Raw genomic sequence first — 20,693 nt, 5'->3', positions numbered from 1 at the left:
GCATGTCGACAAAACGCTGAAGTGACCTCACTGGCTGCGGTATACCAGGTGTACCCAGGTTGCAGGTGGTGCGACGATGGACGTTATGGGGGACAAGGTAACTCTGTTCGAGTCAGGGCGATTTGTGCAGACTTCCGATCGCGGGCCGGTCGAGGAGCCCGAGGGGGCCGGAAGCGCGCACCCGTACGCGACCGGTACACGTCACGCGGGCACGGACCGGACCGGTGCGGTCCCGCTCGGCCTGGACGGGGCCGGCACCGAAGGGACCGGCACCGACGAGACCGGCGCGGTCGCCGACGAGGTCGCCGAGCTGGCGCGCCGCCGGCTCGCCGCCGAGGCCGGCGACGTCGAGGCGATGAGCGTCCTCGGGGCCATGCTGCTGCGCCGCGGCGACCTCGACGGGGCCGAACCCCACCTGCGTGCCGCCACCGCGGCCGGTGACCGGGCGGCGGCCAACAACCTGGGAGTCCTCCTCCAGCAGCGCGGGTACGCCGACGAGGCGGCCGGCTGGTGGCGTATCGCCGCCGTCGCGGGCTCGGCCCCGGCCGCCCACGCGCTCGGACGGCACCACCGCGAGCGCGGCGACGAGCCCGCCGCCGAGTACTGGCTGCGCCAGTCCGCCGAGCAGGGCCATGTCCTGGGCGCCTACGCACTCGCCGACCTGCTCGAACACCGTGCCGACGCGGAGGCCGAGCGCTGGATGCGCGTCGCCGCCGAGCGGGGGCACCGGGAGGCCGCGTACCGCCTGGCGCGGGCACTGGACCGGCGGGCCGGGGAGTCCGCCGCGGACAGCGGCGCGGGCCCGCCGGCCGAGGCCGAGCAGTGGTACCGGCAGGCCGCCGCCCGCGGGCACCGGCGTGCCGCGCTCCACCTGGGCGCGATCCTGGAGAAGCGGGGCGAGCTGAAGGAGGCCGGCCGCTGGTACCTGACGTCCGCCAAGGACGGCGAGGCGCGGGCGGCCTGCGCGCTCGGCTTCCTGCTGCGCGACGCGGGGGACACCGAGAGCGCCGCCGTGTGGTGGCTGCGCGCCGCCCAGGACGGCGACGGCAACGCGGCGAACGCGCTGGGCGCGCTGCACGCCGAGCGCGGTGAGACGCAGACCGCCGAGCGCTGGTACCGCGCGGCGATGGACGCCGGTGACGTCAACGGCGCCTACAACCTGGCGCTGCTCTGCGCCGAGCAGGGACGCACCCCCCAGGCCGAGCAGTGGTACCGGCACGCGGCCTACGCCGGCCACCGGGAGGCCGCGAACGCGCTGGCCGTCCTGCTGCTCCAGGGCGGGGACACGACCGGGGCGGAGCCGTGGTTCTCCAAGGCGGCCGAGGCCGGCAGCGTCGACGCCGCCTTCAACCTGGGCATCCTCTACGCGGGGCGCGGCCTGGAGGCCGAGGCGCTGCGCTGGTACGAGCGGGCGGCGGCGGCCGGGCACACCGAGGCGGCCCTCCAGGTGGGGATGGCCCGGCTGCGCGGCGGCGACGAGCGGGAGGCCGAGCGGCACCTGCGGTGCGCGGCAGGCGGCGGGAGCGCGGAGGCCGCGTACCGGCTGGCGTCCCTGCTCGACGCGCGCCGTCCGCCGCCGCCGGCGCACGAACTCGGGGAGTCGGTGATCCACGAGAAGACCGAGTGCGAGGAGTGGTACGAGCGGGCGGCCTCCCAGGGCCACCGCCGCGCGCAGGTGCGGGTGGGCATGCTGGCCGCCGCACGCGGGGACGTGGTCGAGGCGGCACGGTGGTACCGGGAGGCCGCGGAGGCCGGCTCCCGCAACGGCGCGTTCAACCTCGGGCTGCTGCTCGCCCGGGAGGGCAGCGAGCCGGAGGCGGTCCTGTGGTGGACCCGGGCCGCCGATGCCGGGCACGGGAGGGCGGCGCTGCGGCTGGCGCTCGTCTGCGCGCGGCGGGGCGAACTGGCGGAGGGGCAGCGCTGGGCCGACCGGGCCGTGGCGCTGGGCCCGCGCGAGGTCGCCCAGCGGGCGGCACGGCTGCGGGACGCGCTGCGCGAGGAACTGTCGGCGTGAGGTCCGCGGGCCGCCGCGGCGCGACGCCCCGCGGACCGCTGCCGTCGGGGGCCAGGAGAAGCGATTTGCTTCTTCTCCCGTCGGTCACGTAGTGTTCTATTCATCGACGCGGGGTGGAGCAGCTCGGTAGCTCGCTGGGCTCATAACCCAGAGGTCGCAGGTTCAAATCCTGTCCCCGCTACTGAAGGCCGAGGGCCGGAATCCGATCAGGATTCCGGCCCTCGGTGCGTTGTCCCGGCCGCCGGTGCGCCCGCTCTGTCCGAACCCGCCCGCCCCGTACGTACCCGCACGGCGCTCGGCCCCGGCGCCAGGAGAGGCGCCGGGGCCGAGTGCCGTGCGTAAGCGGGCCGTCAGGCGGACGAGCAGTTCGGGCAGAGCCCGCGGTACGTCACCTCGACGTCCGAGACCGTGAAGCCGAAGCGCTCGGAGTCCGGCAGGTCGGCCAGCGGGTTGCCGCTCGGGTGCACGTCGCGGATCGCGCCGCAGCCCGCGCAGACCAGGTGGTGGTGCGGCCGGTGCGCGTTGGGGTCGTACCGCTTGGCGCGCTTGTCGGTGCTGACCTCCAGCACCTCGCCCAGCGTGACCAGCTCGCCCAGCGTGTTGTAGACGGTGGCGCGGGAGATCTCCGGCAGCTTGGCCACGGCCCGCGCGTGCACCTCGTCGGCGGTCAGATGCACGTGCTCGCCGTCCAGGACCTCGGCCACGACGCGACGCTGCGCGGTCATGCGCCAGCCGCGTCCCCGCAGCCGTTCCAGAAGGTCACTCATACACACCAGCCTAACAGCAAGGAGAACAGATCCCGAACAAGTGTGACTTTGGAGCCTTACTTGACTTAGACATTGTCTATTGTAGGATCGAGACTGGCTCAGGCCAAGCGACAGGACCGCAGAAAAAAATGCCGCAGGAGGCGAAGTGACCCAGGGGCCGCTCACCACGGAGGCCGGTGCTCCGGTAGCCGACAACCAGAACAGCGAGACGGCGGGCGTCGGCGGCCCGGTGCTCGTCCAGGACCAGCTCCTCCTGGAGAAGCTCGCCCACTTCAACCGCGAGCGGATCCCGGAGCGTGTGGTGCACGCCCGCGGCGCCGGCGCGTACGGCACCTTCACGGTCACCGCCGACGTCACGCGCTACACGCGTGCCAGGTTCCTCTCCGAGGTCGGCAAGGAGACGGAGACCTTCCTCCGCTTCTCCACCGTGGCCGGCAACCTCGGCGCCGCGGACGCCGTCCGTGACCCCCGCGGTTTCGCGCTGAAGTTCTACACCGAGGAGGGCAACTACGACCTCGTCGGCAACAACACCCCGGTGTTCTTCATCAAGGACGCCATCAAGTTCCCCGACTTCATCCACACCCAGAAGCGCGACCCGTACACGGGTTCCACCGAGCCGGACAACGTCTGGGACTTCTGGAGCCTGTCGCCGGAGTCCACGCACCAGGTGACCTGGCTCTTCGGTGACCGCGGCATCCCCGCCTCCTACCGGCACATGGACGGCTTCGGCTCGCACACGTACCAGTGGAACAACGAGGCCGGCGAGGCCTTCTGGGTCAAGTACCACTTCAAGACGGACCAGGGCATCAAGTGCCTGACCGCCGAGGAGGCGGACGTCCTGGCGGGCAAGGACCCCGACTCGCACCAGCGCGACCTGCGCGAGGCGATCGAGCGCGGCGAGTTCCCGTCCTGGACGGTGTACGCGCAGATCATGCCCGTGGCGGACGCGGCGGGCTACCGGTTCAACCCGTTCGACCTGACCAAGGTGTGGCCGCACGCCGACTACCCGCTGATCGAGTTCGGCAAGCTGGAGCTGAACCGCAACCCGGAGAACGTCTTCGCCGAGGTCGAGCAGTCGGTCTTCACCCCGGCGAACTTCGTGCCCGGCATCGGCCCCTCCCCGGACAAGATGCTCCAGGGCCGCCTGTTCGCCTACGGCGACGCCCACCGCTACCGCGTCGGCATCAACGCCGCGCACCTGCCGGTGAACCGGCCGCACGCCACCGAGGCGCGCACCCACGCCCGTGACGGCTACCTGTACGACGGCCGCCACAAGGGCGCGAAGAACTACGAGCCGAACAGCTTCGGCGGCCCCTTCCAGACGGATCGCCCGCTGTGGCAGCCCGTCGAGGTGGCGGGTGCCACCGGTGACCACGCGGCTCCTTCGCACGCCGAGGACGACGACTTCGTCCAGGCGGGCAACCTCTACCGGCTGATGACGGACGAGGAGAAGGACCGGCTGATCGGCAACCTCGCCGGTGCCCTCTCCCAGGTCTCGCGCGAGGACATCGTCGAGCGCGCGATCGGCAACTTCCGCCAGGCCGACGGGGACTTCGGCAAGCGGCTGGAGGCCGCCGTGCAGGCGCTGCGCGGCTGACTCCGGCACTGGACCGTTTGCCGGGACCGGCGGGCCGGGTTCCTTCGGAACCCCGGCCCCCCCGCCGTTCGTGCCGCGCGTCCTTCGCCGCGTGGGGCGGGGGCGGCCGGCGGCGGGCCCCGCCGTGAGCCGTGCGCGCTCAGGCGGGCACCCGTGCCGCGTGCTGCCGGGTCGGCGCCCAGCAGCGGATGATGTCGCGGACCGAGACGATGCCGGCCGGTTCGCCGTGCTCCAGGACGATGAGGTGGCGGAAACCGCCGTGCGCCATGGCCCGTGCCGCCTCCTCCACGGTCCACGACGGCGCCGCGAAGACGACGTCGGTGGTGGTGTGGGCGTGGGCGTGCTCGGTGTCCGGACTCTGGCCCAGAGCGACGGAGTTGAGGATGTCGCGTTCGGTGAGGATGCCGATGCCGCCGGCGTCGGGGTCGTGGACCACGGCCGCGCCGACGCGGCGGGCCGACATCAGGGCGGCTGCCTGGCGGAGGGTGTGGTCGGGGCCGATGGTGAGGACCACCGTGCTCATGGCGTCGCGGACCAGCAGGGGGACGGGCATGGGATGGAGCCACCTCCTCAAGGAATCCACGCGGGCGCCGCGCCCCGGAGGCACCGGCACCGCGTGAGGGTTGGATTCACTTGTTCACAAGTGGGGGCTTCCCAGAGTCGCAGGCAAAGCCGCGGTCAACAAGAGCGCGCGCGTGCGGTGCCGGGTGGTGCGGGGGTGCCGGCAGATGCTCATGCGCGCCGGTTGAGATACCCCAGCATCTCGTCGTGCAGCAGCCCGTTGGACGCCGCCGCGTTCCCGCTGTGCGGACCGGGCCGCCCGTCCAGACCGGTGAAGGTGCCGCCGGCCTCGGTGACGACGATGGCGTTCGCGGCCATGTCCCACAGCGACAGCTCGGGCTCGGCGCAGAAGTCCACCGAACCCTCGGCCACCATCATGTAGGGCCAGAAGTCGCCGTACGCCCGCGTGCGCCACACCTCGCGGGTCAGGTCCAGGAAACCGCCCAGCCGTCCCTGCTCCTCCCAGCCGCTGAGCGAGGAGTACGCGAAGGAGGCGTCGGCGAGCCGGGACACGCGCGAGACCTGGAGCCGGGACGCCTGGGCCAGACTGCGGCCGGCGAACGCGCCGTGTCCCTTCGCGGCCCACCAGCGGCGCCCGAGCGCGGGCGCGGAGACGACGCCGACGACCGGCTCGTACCCGCCCTCGCCGGCCTCCATCAGGGAGATCAGCGTGGCCCACACGGGCACACCGCGCACGTAGTTCTTGGTGCCGTCGATCGGGTCGACGACCCAGCGGCGGGGGCCGCTGCCCTCGATGCCGTACTCCTCCCCGAGGACCGCGTCACGGGGGCGGGCGCGCTGGAGCTGACCGCGGATCAGTTCCTCGGCCGCCTTGTCCGCCTCACTGACCGGGGTCATGTCGGGCTTCGTCTCGACCTTGAGGTCGAGCGCCTTGAAGCGGGCCATGGTGGTCGCGTCCGCCGCGTCCGCGAGGACGTGGGCCAGACGCAGATCGTCGAGGTAGTCGGGCATGTACGGAACGGTATCCGTCCGAGGTGGATCAGAGCCACAGGGGGCGCTGAACACCAGGTGGACGCGGCAAGCCGCCGCGGACCCTTGACAGTGCCCGCGCCCGCGTCAAACCTGTGCCCACAGCTGCTCCCCCCAGGAGGCGACGATGCCCGCAGCGCGGGAATCCCTGCTGGACGCCGCTCGTTCGGCGCTGGCCCGGCGGCCGTGGTCCGCGGTGCGGATGGTGGACGTCGCCGCGGCGGCCGGCGTGTCGCGGCAGACGCTGTACAACGAGTTCGGCAGCAAGGACGGGCTGGCGCGGGCGCTGGTCAGGAGGGCGGCGGACGGCTGGCTCGCGGGCGTCGAGCACGCCCTGGCCGGTCCCGGCGACCCGGGGCGGCGGCTCACCGCCGCCGCCGAGTGGACCGCGTCCGCCGCGCGCGGCGACCCGCTGGTCAAGGCCGTGCTGACCGGCTGCTGGAGCGAGCGGCTGCCCTCCCCGGCGCCGTCGGCGGTCCCCTCCTGCGGTGGCGTGCCGGCCCAGCGCGCGGCGGACGGCACCCTGCCCTCGCCCGCCGCCCTCCTCGCCACCGTCCGCGAGCGCGCCGTGGCGGCCGTGTGCGCGCCGGGCGCGACACAGGCGGACCGGGCCGAGCTGGCCGACGTCTGCGAACTGGTGTTCCGCCTCGCGCTGTCCTGCGTCGCGGCCCCGCCGCGGGAGAGGGGGATGGCCGGTCTGATGGACGGCCTGCTGCACCGCGGCCGGCCCGGCTGAGCGGAACGCGAGCCGGCGTCAGCGTCCCGCGGTGGATCTCTTCTTCCGTGCCGACCGGCCCTGCCGGCACGGCGGTTCAGTGCGTGGAGCCCGACAGCTGGAGGCCGATCACACCGAGGATGACGAGACTGATCGAGACGATCTTCAGGGTCGACACCAGGTCGCCGAGGAAGATCATGCCGTAGATCGCGGTGCCCGCCGCGCCGATGCCGGTCCACACCGCGTACGCCGGACCCACGTCGAGCTTGCGCAGGGACAGGGTGAGCAGACCGAAGCTGCCGAGGGCGAAGCAGGCGAAGGCGAGGGTCGGCCACAGCCGGGTGAAGCCGTGCGAGAGTTTCAGACAGACGGCGAAGCCGGTCTCGAGCAGTCCCGCGACGATGACCAGCAGCCACGCCATGTGCTGTCCTCCCGTGTGTCCGCGTTCCGTGGCCGCTCCGGCTCGGTGCGATTATGCACTTACCTGCCCACGGGTGCGGCAAACAACGCGGGCGCCCGGCGCCGGGTCAGTCGCCCTCCGTGCGCTCCCGTGTGGCCAGCAGGCGGCGCAGCGAGTACAGCCGGGCGGGGTCGGCGTGACCCTCGGCCACCCAGGCGTCCAGCGCGCAGTCCGGTTCGTCGTGACTGCACGCGCGCGGGCAGCCCTCGGTGCCGGGCTCCAGGTCGGGGAAGGCGTGGATGACCCGGGACGGGTCGATGTGGGCGAGCCCGAAGGACCGCACGCCGGGGGTGTCCACGACCCAGCCGTCGCCGCCGGCCAGCGGCAGCGCGAGCGCCGAGGTGGTGGTGTGCCGGCCGCGGCCGGTCACCGCGTTCACGTGCCCCGTCGTCCGCTGCCGCTCGGCGGGGACCAGGGCGTTGACGAGCGTGGTCTTGCCGACGCCGGAGTGCCCCACGAACGCGGTGACCCGGCCGCCCAGATGCGCCCGCACCCGGTCCGCCGCGCCTCCGGTCTCCAGCTCCTCGCGGCTGGTCACGACGTAGGGGATGTCCAGCGCCCCGTACAGCTCCAGCAGCTTGTCCGGCGGGGCGAGGTCCGACTTCGTCATCACCAGGAGCGGGGCGAGCCCCGCGTCGTACGCCGCCACCAGGCAGCGGTCGATCAGCCGGGGGCGCGGCTCGGGGTCGGCGAGCGCGGTGACGATGGCCAGTTGGTCGGCGTTCGCCACCACCACGCGCTCGTAGGGGTCGTCGTCGTCCGCGGTGCGGCGCAGCACGGAGGTGCGCTCGCCGATGCGGACGATGCGCGCGAGGGTGTCCTTCTCGCCGGACAGGTCACCGACGAGGGCAACCTGGTCGCCCACGACGGCGGCCTTGCGGCCCAGCTCCCGTGCTTTCATCGCCATGACCGTGCGGCCGTCGACCAGGCACGTCAGCCGTCCCCGGTCGACGGTGAGCACCATGCCGTCGGCGGCGTCCTCGTGCTTGGGGCGGATGTGCGTACGCGGCCGGTTGCCCCGGCGGTTGGGCCGGGAGCGGATGTCGTCCTCGTCGGTGTGCTTGCCGTAGCGGCGCATGACCTGTTCCTCGCGTCCTACGCCCCGAGCATCCCGGTCCACAGGTCGGGGAAGTCCGGCAGGGTCTTCGCCGTCGTCGCCACGTTCTCGATCCGTACGCCCTCGACCGCCAGGCCGATGATCGCACCGGCCGTCGCCATGCGGTGGTCCTCGTAGGTGTGGAAGACGCCGCCGTGCAGCGGGCGCGGCCGGATGTGCAGGCCGTCGGCCGTCTCCGTCACGTCACCGCCGAGCTCGTTGATCTCCTTGGTGAGCGCGGCCAGCCGGTCGGTCTCGTGCAGCCGCAGGTGGGCCACGCCCCGCAGGGTCGACGGGGAGTCCGCGAGTGCGGCGACCGCGGCGATGCCGGGGGTCAGCTCGCCGACCTCGCCCAGATCCACGTCGATGCCGTGCACCGCTCCCGAGCCGGTGAACACCAGCCCGTAGTCGGTCAGTTCGCAGGAGCCGCCCATCTCGGTGAAGATCTCCCGCAGCCGGTCGCCCGGCTGAGTGGTCCGCTCCGGCCAGTCCGGGACGACCACCTTGCCGCCGGTCACCAGCGCCGCCGCCAGGAACGGCTGAGCGTTGGACAGGTCCGGCTCGATCGTCAGGTCCCGGCCGAGCAGGGCGCCCGGGGTGACGCGCCAGACGTTCGGCTCGCCGCCCGACTCCGGGGTGTCCACCTGGGCGCCGACCGCGCGCAGCATGTCCACCGTCATCCGGATGTGCGGCATCGACGGCAGCGACGACCCGACGTGGCGGACCTCGACGCCCTGGTTGAAGCGCGGCCCGGACAGCAGCAGGGCACTGACGAACTGGGAGGACGAGGAGGCGTCGATCTCGACCGCGCCGCCGTCCAGGGCACCGCCGCCGTGCACGGTCAGCGGCAGCGCGCCGCGCCCGTCGTCGTCGATCCGGGCGCCCAGCGCGCGCAGCGCGTCGATCACGCCGTGCAGCGGACGCTCGTAGGAGCGGGGGTCGCCGTCGAAGCGGATCGGGCCGTCGGCGAGCGCGGCGACCGGCGGCAGGAAGCGCATCACCGTGCCCGCGTTGCCCACGTCGACGGTGGCCGGGCCGTGCAGCCCCGCGGGGATGACCCGCCACGCCTCGCCGGAGCCGCCGGAGCCGGAGGAACTGGAGGAGACCGTCTCCTCGATGCCGACCCCCATCGCCCGCAGCGCACCGGCCATCAGCAGGGTGTCCCGGGAGCGCAGCGGGCGGCGCAGCCAGCCCGGCTCGGAGGCCAGGGCGGCCAGCACGAGGGCACGGTTGGTGACCGACTTGGACCCGGGCACGTGGACCGTCGCGTCGACGGCTCCGCTCGCGTGCGGGGCGGGCCAGAGGGCGGTGTGGGCGGGGTTCGGGGCCATGGGCCCACTCTATAAGGAGGGTGTCGCGCCGGCCTTCCTGCCGTGCACCGGTGCACCGGGGTGACCGGCACTGCGCCCGCCGGACTCCGCAAGGGCCGCACGGTGCCCGCCGGCCCCCGGGAGGGTCGACGCGCTGCCCGCCGGTGCCCGCCGGTGTCGGTGGCGGCCGGCCGGTCCCGCCGGTGCCCGCGGCCGGCCCGGCCCCCGCCGGGCGGCGGGCCGGTCACACGCCGAGCAGCCAGCGGCCCCCGCCCATCAGCGAGCACAGCGACACCGCGTGGAAGAGGAACAGCCACAGGGCCGCCGGTACGTGCGTCAGCCGGGCCAGCTGGTCCGCGTCCGAGTCCCCGGCGCCCCCGCGCGAGCGCTTGACCTGGAGTTCGAAGGCCGGACGCACCCCGCCGAGCAGCAGGAACCACACCACCGCGTACGCGAACGCGGCCTGCACCTGTGTCCCGGCCAGCCAGGACACCAGCAGGAACGTGCCGCCGGCGAGGACCACCGTCAGCACGCCGTACGCGTTGCGGATCATCACCAGCATGGCCACCAGCAGAGCCGTGGCCGCCCACAGCAGCAGGGTCACGCGTCCGGCGGCCAGCAGCGCGGCGCCGCCGAGGCCCAGCAGCGGGGGAGCGGTGTAGCCGGAGGCCGCCGTGAGGATCATGCCGAGGCCGTACGGCTTGCCGCGGCTGACGGTGAGGCCGCTGGTGTCGGAGTGCAGCCGTATCCCGGTCAGCGTGCGGCCGGTGAGCAGCGCCACCAGGCCGTGGCCGCCCTCGTGGGCGATGGTGACGGCGTTGCGGGAGACGCGCCACAGGGTGTGCGGGACCACCATGGCGAGGGCGGCGCCCGCGGTGGCGAGCACCACCCACAGGTCGGGTCCCGGCTGGCTGCCGACGAGCCGGTCCCAGAGGCCGGGCAGCGCGACGGAGGCGAGACTGTCCATGTTTCCGAGCGGCTCCCTCTTGTCGTACGGAGTCTGGCAGTGTGGCACGTATGTGCGGACGGTATGCAGCCAGTCGCGGGGCCGAGGATCTCGCGGGAGTCTTCGGCATCGAGAAGTGGGAGCCCGAGGAGACCCTGGAGCCCGACTACAACGTGGCTCCCACCAAGGAGGTCCACGTCGTCCTCGACCGTCCTGTGAAGGACGCGCAGGACCCCCGTCCGGTTCGGCAGCTGCGGAAGCTGAAGTGGGGACTGGTCCCCTCCTGGGCGAAGAGCCCGGAGGGCGCCGCCCGGATGATCAACGCCCGCGCGGAGACGGTGCACGAGAAGCCGTCCTACCGCCGCGCCTTCGCCGCCCGGCGCTGCATCGTGCCCGCCGACGGCTACTACGAGTGGGTCACCGGCACCGAGGAGCGGGAGCTGGAGGTCGAGGGGAAGCGCAAACGCCCGCGCAAGCAGCCGTACTTCGTGACGCCGGCGGACGGATCGGTGTTCGCGATGGCGGGGCTGTACGAGTTCTGGCGGGACCGCACGCTGCCCGACGACCATCCGCGGGCCTGGTGGGTGACCTGCTCGGTGATCACCACGGAGGCCGAGCGGGCCCCGCTGGCGGCGGCGCCGTCCGAGGGGCCGCGTTCGCTGGCCGACATCCACCCCCGGATGCCGCTGATGCTCACCCCCGACCGCTGGGACGCCTGGCTGGACCCGGCCCGCACCGACGCGGGGGACCTGCGGTCCCTGCTGGCCCCGCCGCCCGAGGGGCTGATGCGCGCCTACCCCGTGTCCACGGCGGTGAGCAACGTCCGCAACAACGGTCCCGAGCTGCTGAAGGAACTGGCGGCGCCGGAGGAGGGCACCCTCTTCTGACCCGCCTGCGGCCTGCCTTCGTCCCGCCCTCCGGCCTCCCCTTCTGGCATCCTCGGCCAGGTGACCCCTGTGATCCCTGACACCCGTGAGACCGTCGAGACGGAGGCGGGACCGGCCCGCGTCACCTGGCACCTGGCCGCCGGGCGGCCACGCCTCGTCCTCGCCGTCGGCCACGGCGCGGGCGGCGGCATCGAGGCCCGCGACCTCCAGGCCCTGGCCGGCACGCTCCCCGGGCACGGGGTGACGGTCGCGCTCGTCGAACAGCCCTGGCGGGTGGCCGGGAAGAGGCTGGCGCCCGCCCCGAGGACCCTGGACACCGGCTGGCGCGGCGTCTGGCCCGCGCTCGCCGCCCCGGGTCTGCCGGTCGTCTCGGGCGGGCGCAGCGCGGGCGCGCGCGTCGCCTGCCGCACGGCCGCCGCGCTCGGCGCGCACGCCGCGCTCGCCCTCGGCTTCCCGCTGCACCCGCCGGGCAGGCCGGAGAAGTCGCGCGCCGCGGAACTGCTCGCCGCCGGCGTGCCCACGCTCGTCGTCCAGGGCGGCAACGACCCGTTCGGAAGGCCGCGGGAGTTCCCCGAGGGCCCCTTCGAGCTGATCACCGTCCCGCACGGCGACCACGGCTTCGCGGTGCCCAAGCGCGCCGAGATCACCCAGGAGCAGGCCCTCGGCGTCCTCACCGACGGTGTGCTGCGGTGGACCGCGTCACTCGGGTGACGCCCCGGGAATGCGGGCCGTCCGCGCACTGTTGAGGCGGACAGAAGCGCTGGTGCCCCAGTGCCGACGTCATGGGAAAGGGAGTCCGCCGCATGGGTTCGACCATCTGCCCGGCCCGCAGCAGCCGTACTGACCTGGACTGGTCGGTGCTGCACGCGGCCCGGACCGCCCCTATTCGGGCGGCGGGCGGGCCGGATCGTCGTCTATCCTCCGAAACGAGTGGGGCCGCCTTCGGTCCCACGACGTCGCTTGAGGAGGTGGGTCCGGTTCCCGGTACCGACGCAGGGACCGACAACGGCCAGGCGGAGCTGCCCGAGGGCCAGGGCACGGGTGTGGACGCACCCGCGGAGTCGACCGCCGCGCGCAGCGCGCGCTTCGAGCGGGACGCCCTGGAGTTCCTGGACCAGATGTACTCGGCGGCGCTGCGCATGACGCGCAACCCGGCCGACGCCGAGGACCTGGTGCAGGAGACGTACGCCAAGGCGTACGCGTCCTTCCACCAGTTCCGCGAGGGCACCAACCTCAAGGCGTGGCTCTACCGGATCCTCACCAACACCTTCATCAACTCCTACCGCAAGAAGCAGCGTGAGCCCCAGCGCAGCGCCGCGGAGGAGATCGAGGACTGGCAGCTCGCCCGTGCCGAGTCGCACATGTCGACGGGTCTGCGCTCCGCGGAGTCGCAGGCGCTCGACCACCTGCCCGACTCGGACGTCAAGGAAGCGCTCCAGGCGATCCCCGAGGAATTCCGCATCGCCGTGTATCTCGCGGACGTAGAGGGCTTTGCGTACAAGGAGATCGCGGACATCATGGGGACACCCATCGGCACGGTGATGTCCCGGCTGCACCGGGGCCGCCGTCAACTGCGCGGCATGCTCGAGGACTACGCCCGCGAGCGGGGACTGGTCCCGGCCGGCGCCGGAGAGTCGAACGAAGCGAAAGGCTCGGGCTCATGAGCTGCGGAGAGCCGCACGAGACGGACTGCAGTGAGGTCCTCGACCACCTGTACGAGTTCCTCGACAGCGAGATGCCGGACGTCGATCGCGACAAGTTCCGGCAGCACTTCGAGGAATGCTCCCCGTGCCTGGAGAAGTACGGCCTGGAGCAGGCCGTGAAGAAGCTGGTCAAGCGGTGCTGCGGGCATGACGACGTCCCCTCGGACCTGCGCGCCAAGGTCATGGGCCGGCTCGACCTGATCCGGTCGGGCGGCCAGCCCGCCTCCGGCCGCTCCGTACCGTCCGACCGTGACGTGACCACGGCACCGGTGACTCCCCAGGAGTCCTGAACCTCCGGTTCACCCGTACGTGCTAATGCGCGGGTTATCGGCCCGCGCACTCCCCTCCGCGCGCCCTAGGCTCGGCCCACTGGCTGTGGACGGGCACGACCGGGAGGGGCGTCATGGAGGCGGTTGCGCCACGCACCCGCGCGTACGTCACCTGTGCCGCCCTCGGTGCCCTGGCGTGCCTGCTGCCCCTGCCGGTGATGCCGGCGCCCTGGTGGGCGGTGTGCGCGCTCGCCGCGGTCTACGCAGGCTGCGACCGGCTGCTCGTCCGGCGCCACCTCGCGGGACCCTTCTACCCCGTCCTGCTGGCCGCCGCCTTCCTGCTGCCGCCGCCGGCCGCCGCGCTCGTCCCGCTGCCGGGCGCCCTGCTCACCGCGGCCGGTCAGCGCCCCGAGGCCCTGCGCCGCGTCTGGCGGGCGGCGCAGCTCACCCTCGCCGTGTGGGCGGCGGCCCGCGTGCACTGGGAGCTGGGCGGGCGCGACGCCGTCGTCGGCCGCGACTTCCCCTACGCCCTCGTCCCCGCCGGTGCCGCCGTGACGGCGTTCTGCCTGACGCTGACGGTGCTGGACGGGGGCATCCTGCTGCTGGCCGCCGGCGGACCGGCGGGGACGCTGCGGCGGCCGGCGCGGCCGTCGGTGCGCCGCGCCTGGTGCGGCCTGTTCGTCCGGTCGCTGGCGCCGATCGGCGTGCACGGACTGGGCGGCCTGATGATGGCGGTCCTGTGGCGCAGCCCGTACGGGCCGGCCGCCGCCCTGCTCGTCCTGCTGCCCATGTGCGTGTCCTGGTGGGTGTACGCGCAGTACGACCGCGAGCGCGCCGCCCACCGGGCGACCATCCGCGCCCTGGTGCAGGCCGTCGACCTCAAGGACGGGTACACGCGCGGGCACAGCGAACGCGTCGGACAGGCCTCCATGATGATCGCCCGGGAGCTGGGCATGGACGACGACCGCGTGGAGGTGCTGCGCTTCGCCGGGATCCTGCACGACGTCGGCAAACTGGGCGTGCCCACCCGGCTGCTGCGCAAGGACGGCCCGCTCACCGCCGAGGAGCGCCGCGTGATCGAACTGCACCCCGAGTACGGGCACGAGATGGTGCGCGGGATCTCCTTCCTGGGCGAGGCCCGGTCGGCGATCCTGCACCACCACGAGCGGCTCGACGGCAGCGGCTACCCCTACGGCCTGCGGGGCGCCCAGATCCCCGAGTGCGCGCGCGTGGTCGCCGTCGCGGACGCGTTCGACGCGATGACGTCCACCCGCTCCTACCGGCGCGCCCGGCCGGTCGGGGCCGCCCTGACGGAACTGGAACGCTGCGCGGGCGCGCAGTTCGACCCGCGCATGGTCGCCGCCCTGGTACGGGCCCTGGACCGGGACGGCTGGCACCCGGCGGTCACCGCCGCGGACGACACCCGCCCGGGACCGCCCCGCCCACCGGCCGGCCCCGCCGCGCCGTGCACCGGGCCCGGCACCGTCGCCGGTGACCGCGCGAGCACCGGCGCGAGCGCCGGCCCGGGCACCGGCACCCCGGCGTCCTGATGGTGTTCCTGCGCACCGCCGCCCTCCTGGTCGCCGCGCTCTGCCTGACCCTCACCCTGTGGACCGGACTGGAGGCGCCCGGGACCGCCCTTGCCTTCGGCGCGCTCGTGCTGGTCGGCGAGCTGACCCGGTGGCCCGGGACCGAGGTGGGCGAGGCCGCGCCGCTCGGGGCCGCCGGGGCGCTGTCGTACGCCCTGCTCGGCGAGGACGCCGGCCGGCCCAGCCACCACACCGCCTGCCAGGTGGTCGCCGTGGTGCTCGCCGCCTCGCTCCTCGGCGCCGTGCCGCACATCGCGCGCGGGCGGAGCCGGACCCTCGACCACCTGGTCCGCCGCGTCCTCACCGTCTCCTTCGCCGCCGTCTGCTTCCAACCGCTGTACAACGCAGGGGTGTTCCGGGAATGGGACGGCCCCGCGCACGCCCTGCTGCTGGTCGCCCTCCTCGTGCTCACGTCGCTGTGCGGCGCAGTCCTCGCCGCCGCGCAGGCCCACCGGCGCGCCCGGTGGCCGTTCGGCCCGCTGCTGCGCGAGGAACTGCGGGGCCTGCTCGGCATCGGGTCCGCGGTGTGCGCCACGGGCGCGGTGATGGCGCTGGGGGCCGCCGTGGCGGGCCTGTGGGCGCTGCCCGTCTTCTGTGTGCCGCTGCTGCTCACCCAGCTGTCCCTGCGGCGGTACGCGTCCGTGCGGGACACCTACCGGCAGACCATCGCCTCGCTGGCCCGCGCCACCGAGGTCGCCGGGTACACCCCGGCCGGGCACGCCCGGCGGGTGGCGGCGCTCAGCCGGGCCGTGGGCCGGGACCTGGGCCTCGCGGAGCCGGAGCTGACCGTGCTGGAGCACGCGGCCCTCATGCACGACATCGGCCAGCTCAGCCTCGTCGACCCGGTGCCCGCGGGCGCCACCGCGGGACTGCCCGCCGCCGAGCGGCGGCGGATCGCGCTGCTGGGCGGCGCCGTGGTCCGGCAGACCGGGGTGGACCGGGAGGTCGCGGTGGTGGTGGAGCGGCAGGCAGACCCGTGCGCGGAGCAGCCGCTGCCCGCGCGGATCGTCCGGGCCGTGAACGCCTACGACGAGAAGGCGCGCGACGGCGGGCCCGGCGGTTCGCTCAAGGCGCTGGAGGAACTGCGGCTGGCCACCGCGGGCGAGTACGCCGCCGAGGTGGTGGAATCCCTGGCCCGGGTCCTGGCCCGGGGGGATTGTCTGACTCCCCCCGCTGTGGGGTAACCCATGGGTAATGAGCGCCCCTCAAGCCGTACGTGGTTGGATGCGAAGGAAAGGGTGTCCGGGGGCAGAGCCAGCCCATACGACGGAACTGGCAGGCGGGAATCGTGAGGATCTTCGGCAAGGGACGGCACCGGCCCTCCGCCTCCTGGCGGCAGGCCACCGACCGCGCGTTCACCCTGATCGGCGACGGCCGGTACGAGGACGCGGGCGCGCTGCTGACGCGCGCCGCCGATCTGGAGCCCTGGCTGTCGGAGTCCTGGTTCAACCTCGCGCTGCTGCACAAGTTCCGGCACGACTGGGAACAGGCGCGGGCGGCGGGCCTGCGGGCCGTGGCCCTGCTGGAGAAGGAGACCGGGGCGCCGGACTGGTGGAACGTCGGCATCGCCGCCACCGCGCTGCAGGACTGGCCGCTGGCCCGCCGGGCCTGGCAGGCGTACGGCCTGAAGGTGCCCGGGGGCGCGGCCGCCGCCGGTGAACCGGTCGGCATGGAGCTGGGCAGCGCGGCCGTGCGGCTGTCGCCGGAGGGCGAGGCCGAGGTGGTGTGGGGCCGGCGGCTGGACCCGGCCCGGATCGAGGTGCTGTCGATCCCGCTGCCCTCCTCAGGGCGGCGCTGGGGCGAGGTCGTGCTGCACGACGGCGTGCCCCACGGCGAACGGACCACCGCCGCCGGTCACAGCTTCCCCGTCTTCGACGAGATCGAACTGTGGGCGCCCTCACCGGTGCCCACCTGGGTGGTCCTGCTGGAGGCCGCCACCGAGGCCGACCGGGACGCGCTGGAGCAGCTCGCCGCGGACGCCGGGTTCGCCGCCGAGGACTGGTCGTCCTCGGTCCGGCTGCTGTGCCGCACGTGCTCGGAGTCGCGGATGCCCTCCGACGAGGGCGACGGCGTGCACCTGGACCCGCACGACCACAGCGAGCCGGGGCACCCCGGGCCGCTGGGCCACCGCACCGACGGGCAGCTGTGGGTGCCGGAGCGGGAGTGCGGGGTGGCCGCCCCGGCCTCGCTGGTGCGCGGACTGCTGGACGGGTGGGTCGCGGACAGCCCCGATTCCCGTGACTGGCGGGACCTCGAAGAGGTCTGCTGAAGCGGGGCCGGTACCGGTCCCCGTAGGCTGTACGGGCAGAACTTCTCAGGCTTGCAGGAAGGCGTACGTCGGTCATGGCGCAGCAGGACACCGATCAGCAGCAGGCGGGCGTGCTCCCGGTCGACGACGAGGGCTATGTCGTCGACACGGAGGACTGCGAGGCTCGCGAGGCGGCCTGGCGCGAGCGGGGCACCTCGCGGCCGATCACGGTCGTCGGCAACCCGGTGCTGCACAAGGAGTGCCGGGACGTCACCGAGTTCGGTGACGAGCTGCAGCAGCTGGTCGCGGACATGTTCGCCAGCCAGCGCACCGCCGAGGGCGTGGGTCTGGCCGCCAACCAGATCGGCGTCGACCTCAAGGTCTTCGTCTACGACTGCCCCGACGACGAGGGCGTGCGGCACGTGGGGGTCGTCTGCAACCCGCGCCTGGTCGAGCTGCCCGCGGACCGGCGCCGCCTGGACGACAGCAACGAGGGCTGCCTGTCCGTGCCCACCGCCTACGCGCCGCTCGCCCGCCCCGACTACGCCGAGGTGACCGGCCAGGACGAGCGGGGCAATCCGGTCAAGGTGCGCGGCACCGGCTACTTCGCACGCTGTTTGCAGCACGAGACCGACCACCTCTACGGCTACCTCTACATCGACCGGCTCTCCAAGCGGGAGCGCAAGGACGCGCTGCGGCAGATGGCCGAGAACGAGCCGCGCTACCCCGTGGTCGCCAACGACTGAGCACCCCCGCCGCCCCGGCACCGCCGGGACGCGCCCGCCGCGAAGACGGCGCCCGACCGCACACCGGCCGGGCGCCGTCTTCGTGTTCGTGGCACGGCCACTCACCCGGTCGGGTCTTTGTGCTGTGCGCAACTGCTGAATCAGAATCAGTCACACAAGGGGATATTCTCGGCATCCCAGCCGGCGAGTGGGCCAAATCCGTTCCCAGGACGGTCAGTTGTGGTGCTGAATGGGAGTGCGGGGATGCGTGACGGCGTGCGCCGGGCACAGCGAAGGGGCGGACGCCACTGGCGGCTGAGAGGGGTTGTTCGTGCCAGCTTTCCCATACAGCACCACATCGACGTCCACATCCACACCGACAGCGGTCGCGGTGCCACCGGCACTCGCTCTTCCGGTGATCGAAGCGGCGTTTCCCAGGAAGTTGCACGCCTATTGGCCCGAACTCCAGGAGAAGACCCGCGGTTGGCTGCTCGAAAAGCGGCTCATGCCGGCGGACAAGGTGGAGCAGCACGCCGACGGCCTGCGCTACACCGACCTGATGGCGGGGTACTACCTCGGCGCGCCGGACGAGGTGCTGCAGGCCGTCGCGGACTACAGCGCCTGGTTCTTCCTCTGGGACGACCGGCACGACCGTGACATCGTCCACGGCCGTCCCGTCGCCTGGCGCAGGCTGCGGAGGGCGCTGCACACGGCGCTCGACGCCCCGCAGGAACACCTGCACCACCCGGACGCCCTGGTAGCGGGGTTCGCGGACAGCGTGCTGCGGCTGTACTCGTTCCTGCCGGGCACCTGGAACGCCCGCTTCGCCCGGCACTTCCACGCGGTGATCGACGCGTACGACCGGGAGTTCCACAACCGCAGCGAGGGCGTCGTGCCCCCGGTCGAGGAGTACCTGGCCCTGCGCCGGCTCACCTTCGCCCACTGGATCTGGACGGACCTGCTGGAGCCGAGCGCGGGCTGCGAACTCCCGGACGCCGTCCGGAAGAATCCCGCCTACCGGCGTCCGGCCCTGCTGAGCCAGGAATTCGCCGCCTGGTACAACGACCTGTGCTCCCTGCCGAAGGAAATAGCGGGTGACGAGGTGCACAACCTCGGGATAAGTCTGGTCAAACATGAAGGGCTGAGCCTCGAGGAAGCAATAGCGGAAATCCGCCGCCGTATCGAGGAATGCATAGCTGAATTCCTTGTCGCGGAACAGGACGCATTGCGTTTCGCTGACACTCTCGCGAACGGGACGGTACGCGGGAAAGAACTGAGTTCCGCCGTGCGGGCCTGCGTCGGCAATATGCGCAACTGGTTCAGCTCCGTCTACTGGTTCCACCACGAGTCCGGCCGGTACATGGTCGACAGCTGGGACGACCGGTCCACGCCCCCTTACGTCAACAACGAAGCGGCAGGTGAGAAATGACCGTCGAATCGGTGAAGCCCGAGGACAGGTCGCAGGCGGGCCGGCCACGGCGTGAACCGCCACTGGCCGGCGGCGCGGTCCCGCTGCTGGGCCACGGCCTGCGGCTGGCCCGCGACCCGCTGGCCTTCCTGAGCCGGCTGCGCGACCACGGCGACGTCGTCCGTCTCAGGCTCGGCCCGAAGACGGTGTACGCCGTCACCGCGCCCGCCCTCACCGGGGCGCTGGCGCTCAGCCCCGACTACATCATCGCGGGCCCGCTGTGGGAGTCCCTGGAGAGCCTGCTCGGCAAGGAGGGCGTGGCCACCGCCAACGGCCCGCTCCACCGCCGCCAGCGGCGCACCATCCAGCCCGCCTTCCGGCTCGACGTGATCCCCGAGTACGGGCCGATCATGACCGAGGAGGCGCACGCCCTGGTGGAGCGCTGGCGCTCGGGCGAGGTGCTCGACGTGACCGCGGAGTCCTTCCGCGTCGCCGTGCGCGTCGCCGCCCGGTGCCTGATGCGCGGCAGCTACATGGACGCCCGCGCCGAGCGCATCTGCGCCGCGCTGGCCACGCTGTTCAGCGGCATGTACCAGCGCATGGTCGTGCCGCTCGGACCCCTTTACAAGGTCCCGCTCGCCGGGAACCGGGAATTCAACCGCGCATTGGCCGATTTGCATCTCCTGGTCGACGAGATCGTCGCCGACCGCCGGGCAAGCGGTCAAAAACCGGACGATTTGCTGACGGCTTTGCTGGAGGCGAAGGACGAGAATGGCGAGCCTATTGGGGAGCAGGAGATCCACGATCAGGTCATCGCGATACTCACCCCGGGCAGCGAAACCGTCGGATCCATGATCATGTCGCTGCTTCTCGTCCTCACCGAGCACCCGCACCTCGGTGACAAGATCCGCGACGAGGTGAAAACGGTGGTGGGCGACCGCCCCGTCGCATTCGACGACGTCCGAAAACTGAGGTACACGGCGAATGTCGTCGTGGAGACAATGCGGCTCTATCCCGCCGTCTGGATTCTGACCCGCCGGACGGTCGCCGACACCGAGCTGGGCGGCTGCACCATCCCGGCGGGCGCGGACGTCATCTACAGTCCGTACGCCATCCAGCGCGACCCCCGCTCCTACGACCGGCACGAGGAGTTCGACCCCGACCGCTGGCTCCCGGAGCGGTCGGCCGAGGTCCCCAAGTACGCGATGAGCCCGTTCAGCGTGGGCAACCGCAAGTGCCCCAGCGACCACTTCTCGATGGCCGAACTCACGCTGCTCACCGCCGCGATCGCCGGCGCCTACCGCTTCGAGCAGGCGCCCGGCTCCGACCCGAGGCCCCGCATCGGGATCACGCTGCGCCCGCGCCGCCTGCTGCTGCGGGCCCTGCCCCGCTGACCGGCGGCCTGCCC

General features: G+C 73.1%; 20 protein-coding genes and 1 tRNA gene. 14 read left to right on the top strand and 7 right to left on the bottom strand.

The annotated features are described in order from the left end of the window. Positions 1-76: 76 nt before the first annotated feature. Entirely contained in the window at positions 77-2,014 is a 1,938-nt protein-coding gene (locus IG64_RS04150; protein ID WP_420709880.1) for a sel1 repeat family protein, read from the top strand. A gap of 107 nt (positions 2,015-2,121) precedes the next feature. After that, positions 2,122-2,195, top strand: a tRNA-Met gene (locus tag IG64_RS04145). A 169-nt stretch (positions 2,196-2,364) separates the two neighbouring features. Here IG64_RS04145 and IG64_RS04140 read toward each other — a convergent pair. Beyond that, positions 2,365-2,781: a Fur family transcriptional regulator gene (locus IG64_RS04140; RefSeq protein WP_037851986.1), complete on the bottom strand. Its 417-nt coding sequence runs from the start codon at positions 2,779-2,781 to the stop codon at positions 2,365-2,367. Positions 2,782-2,926: 145 nt separating this feature from the next. On the opposite strand from IG64_RS04140, the gene IG64_RS04135 reads away from it, so the two are divergent. After that, entirely contained in the window at positions 2,927-4,378 is a 1,452-nt protein-coding gene (locus tag IG64_RS04135; RefSeq protein WP_037851984.1) for a catalase, read from the top strand. A 139-nt stretch (positions 4,379-4,517) separates the two neighbouring features. On the opposite strand, the gene IG64_RS04130 is transcribed toward IG64_RS04135, so the two are convergent. Together IG64_RS04130 and hisN are read right to left on the bottom strand one after the other, a co-directional pair. Beyond that, complete coding sequence (locus IG64_RS04130) at positions 4,518-4,919, bottom strand: cyclic nucleotide-binding/CBS domain-containing protein (RefSeq protein ID WP_037852232.1); 402 nt, start codon at positions 4,917-4,919, stop codon at positions 4,518-4,520. A 191-nt stretch (positions 4,920-5,110) separates the two neighbouring features. Beyond that, positions 5,111-5,911 carry a histidinol-phosphatase gene (gene hisN, locus IG64_RS04125; protein ID WP_037851981.1) on the bottom strand — a complete coding sequence of 267 codons (801 nt, stop codon included), beginning with the start codon at positions 5,909-5,911 and terminating at the stop codon, positions 5,111-5,113. A gap of 145 nt (positions 5,912-6,056) precedes the next feature. On the opposite strand from hisN, the gene IG64_RS04120 reads away from it, so the two are divergent. Further along, a complete protein-coding gene (locus IG64_RS04120; protein WP_037851980.1) occupies positions 6,057-6,665 on the top strand; it encodes a TetR/AcrR family transcriptional regulator in 609 nt (202 codons plus the stop codon). A gap of 76 nt (positions 6,666-6,741) precedes the next feature. Here the strand turns inward: IG64_RS04120 and IG64_RS04115 are convergent, their stop codons facing one another. The 4 genes from IG64_RS04115 to IG64_RS04100 all read right to left on the bottom strand — a co-directional run bounded on the left by IG64_RS04115 (position 6,742) and on the right by IG64_RS04100 (position 10,477). After that, a complete protein-coding gene (locus tag IG64_RS04115) occupies positions 6,742-7,065 on the bottom strand; it encodes a DMT family transporter (RefSeq protein WP_037851978.1) in 324 nt (107 codons plus the stop codon). A 106-nt stretch (positions 7,066-7,171) separates the two neighbouring features. Next, positions 7,172-8,182, bottom strand: a complete 1,011-nt coding sequence (gene rsgA, locus IG64_RS04110) for a ribosome small subunit-dependent GTPase A (protein ID WP_037851976.1) — start codon at positions 8,180-8,182, stop codon at positions 7,172-7,174. 17 nt (positions 8,183-8,199) lie between these two features. Continuing rightward, on the bottom strand, positions 8,200-9,531 hold the full coding sequence (aroA, locus tag IG64_RS04105) for a 3-phosphoshikimate 1-carboxyvinyltransferase (RefSeq protein WP_037851973.1): 1,332 nt from the start codon (positions 9,529-9,531) through the stop codon (positions 8,200-8,202). Between the two features lie 223 nt (positions 9,532-9,754). Continuing rightward, a complete protein-coding gene (locus IG64_RS04100; protein ID WP_037851972.1) occupies positions 9,755-10,477 on the bottom strand; it encodes a M50 family metallopeptidase in 723 nt (240 codons plus the stop codon). A 50-nt stretch (positions 10,478-10,527) separates the two neighbouring features. Between IG64_RS04100 and IG64_RS04095 the strand changes: the two genes are divergently transcribed. From IG64_RS04095 to IG64_RS04050, 10 genes are all read left to right on the top strand, one after another. Then, entirely contained in the window at positions 10,528-11,343 is an 816-nt protein-coding gene (locus IG64_RS04095) for an SOS response-associated peptidase (RefSeq protein ID WP_037851971.1), read from the top strand. A 69-nt stretch (positions 11,344-11,412) separates the two neighbouring features. Next, positions 11,413-12,054 (top strand): alpha/beta family hydrolase, encoded by a 642-nt coding sequence (locus IG64_RS04090; RefSeq protein WP_037851969.1) that lies wholly within the window; start codon positions 11,413-11,415, stop codon positions 12,052-12,054. 257 nt (positions 12,055-12,311) lie between these two features. Then, positions 12,312-13,007 (top strand): RNA polymerase sigma factor SigR, encoded by a 696-nt coding sequence (gene sigR, locus IG64_RS04085; RefSeq protein WP_037851968.1) that lies wholly within the window; start codon positions 12,312-12,314, stop codon positions 13,005-13,007. Beyond that, positions 13,004-13,336, top strand: coding sequence for a mycothiol system anti-sigma-R factor (gene rsrA / locus IG64_RS04080; RefSeq protein ID WP_037851967.1), 333 nt, complete (start codon positions 13,004-13,006; stop codon positions 13,334-13,336). The genes sigR and rsrA overlap by 4 nt, the downstream gene beginning before the upstream one ends. A 113-nt stretch (positions 13,337-13,449) precedes the next feature. Next, positions 13,450-14,865 (top strand): HD-GYP domain-containing protein, encoded by a 1,416-nt coding sequence (locus IG64_RS04075; protein ID WP_078883773.1) that lies wholly within the window; start codon positions 13,450-13,452, stop codon positions 14,863-14,865. Further along, the gene (locus IG64_RS04070) at positions 14,865-16,088 is read left to right on the top strand and encodes an HD-GYP domain-containing protein (RefSeq protein WP_037851966.1); all 1,224 of its coding nucleotides are present in this window, start codon (positions 14,865-14,867) and stop codon (positions 16,086-16,088) included. Before IG64_RS04075 ends, IG64_RS04070 begins: the two co-directional genes overlap by 1 nt. Before the next feature lie 104 nt (positions 16,089-16,192). Next, positions 16,193-17,173 carry a tetratricopeptide repeat protein gene (locus tag IG64_RS04065; RefSeq protein WP_037851965.1) on the top strand — a complete coding sequence of 327 codons (981 nt, stop codon included), beginning with the start codon at positions 16,193-16,195 and terminating at the stop codon, positions 17,171-17,173. A 74-nt stretch (positions 17,174-17,247) separates the two neighbouring features. After that, entirely contained in the window at positions 17,248-17,898 is a 651-nt protein-coding gene (def, locus tag IG64_RS04060; RefSeq protein ID WP_037851964.1) for a peptide deformylase, read from the top strand. A gap of 310 nt (positions 17,899-18,208) precedes the next feature. After that, on the top strand, positions 18,209-19,306 hold the full coding sequence (gene cyc1, locus IG64_RS04055) for an epi-isozizaene synthase (protein ID WP_107474148.1): 1,098 nt from the start codon (positions 18,209-18,211) through the stop codon (positions 19,304-19,306). Further along, a complete protein-coding gene (locus IG64_RS04050; RefSeq protein ID WP_037851962.1) occupies positions 19,303-20,679 on the top strand; it encodes a cytochrome P450 in 1,377 nt (458 codons plus the stop codon). The genes cyc1 and IG64_RS04050 overlap by 4 nt, the downstream gene beginning before the upstream one ends. Positions 20,680-20,693: the final 14 nt, after the last annotated feature.

The sequence above is a fragment of the Streptomyces sp. NRRL S-340 genome (assembly GCF_000720185.1).
Classification (GTDB): Bacteria; Actinomycetota; Actinomycetes; order Streptomycetales; family Streptomycetaceae; genus Streptomyces.
This window is presented reverse-complemented; position numbering and strand designations above follow the sequence as displayed.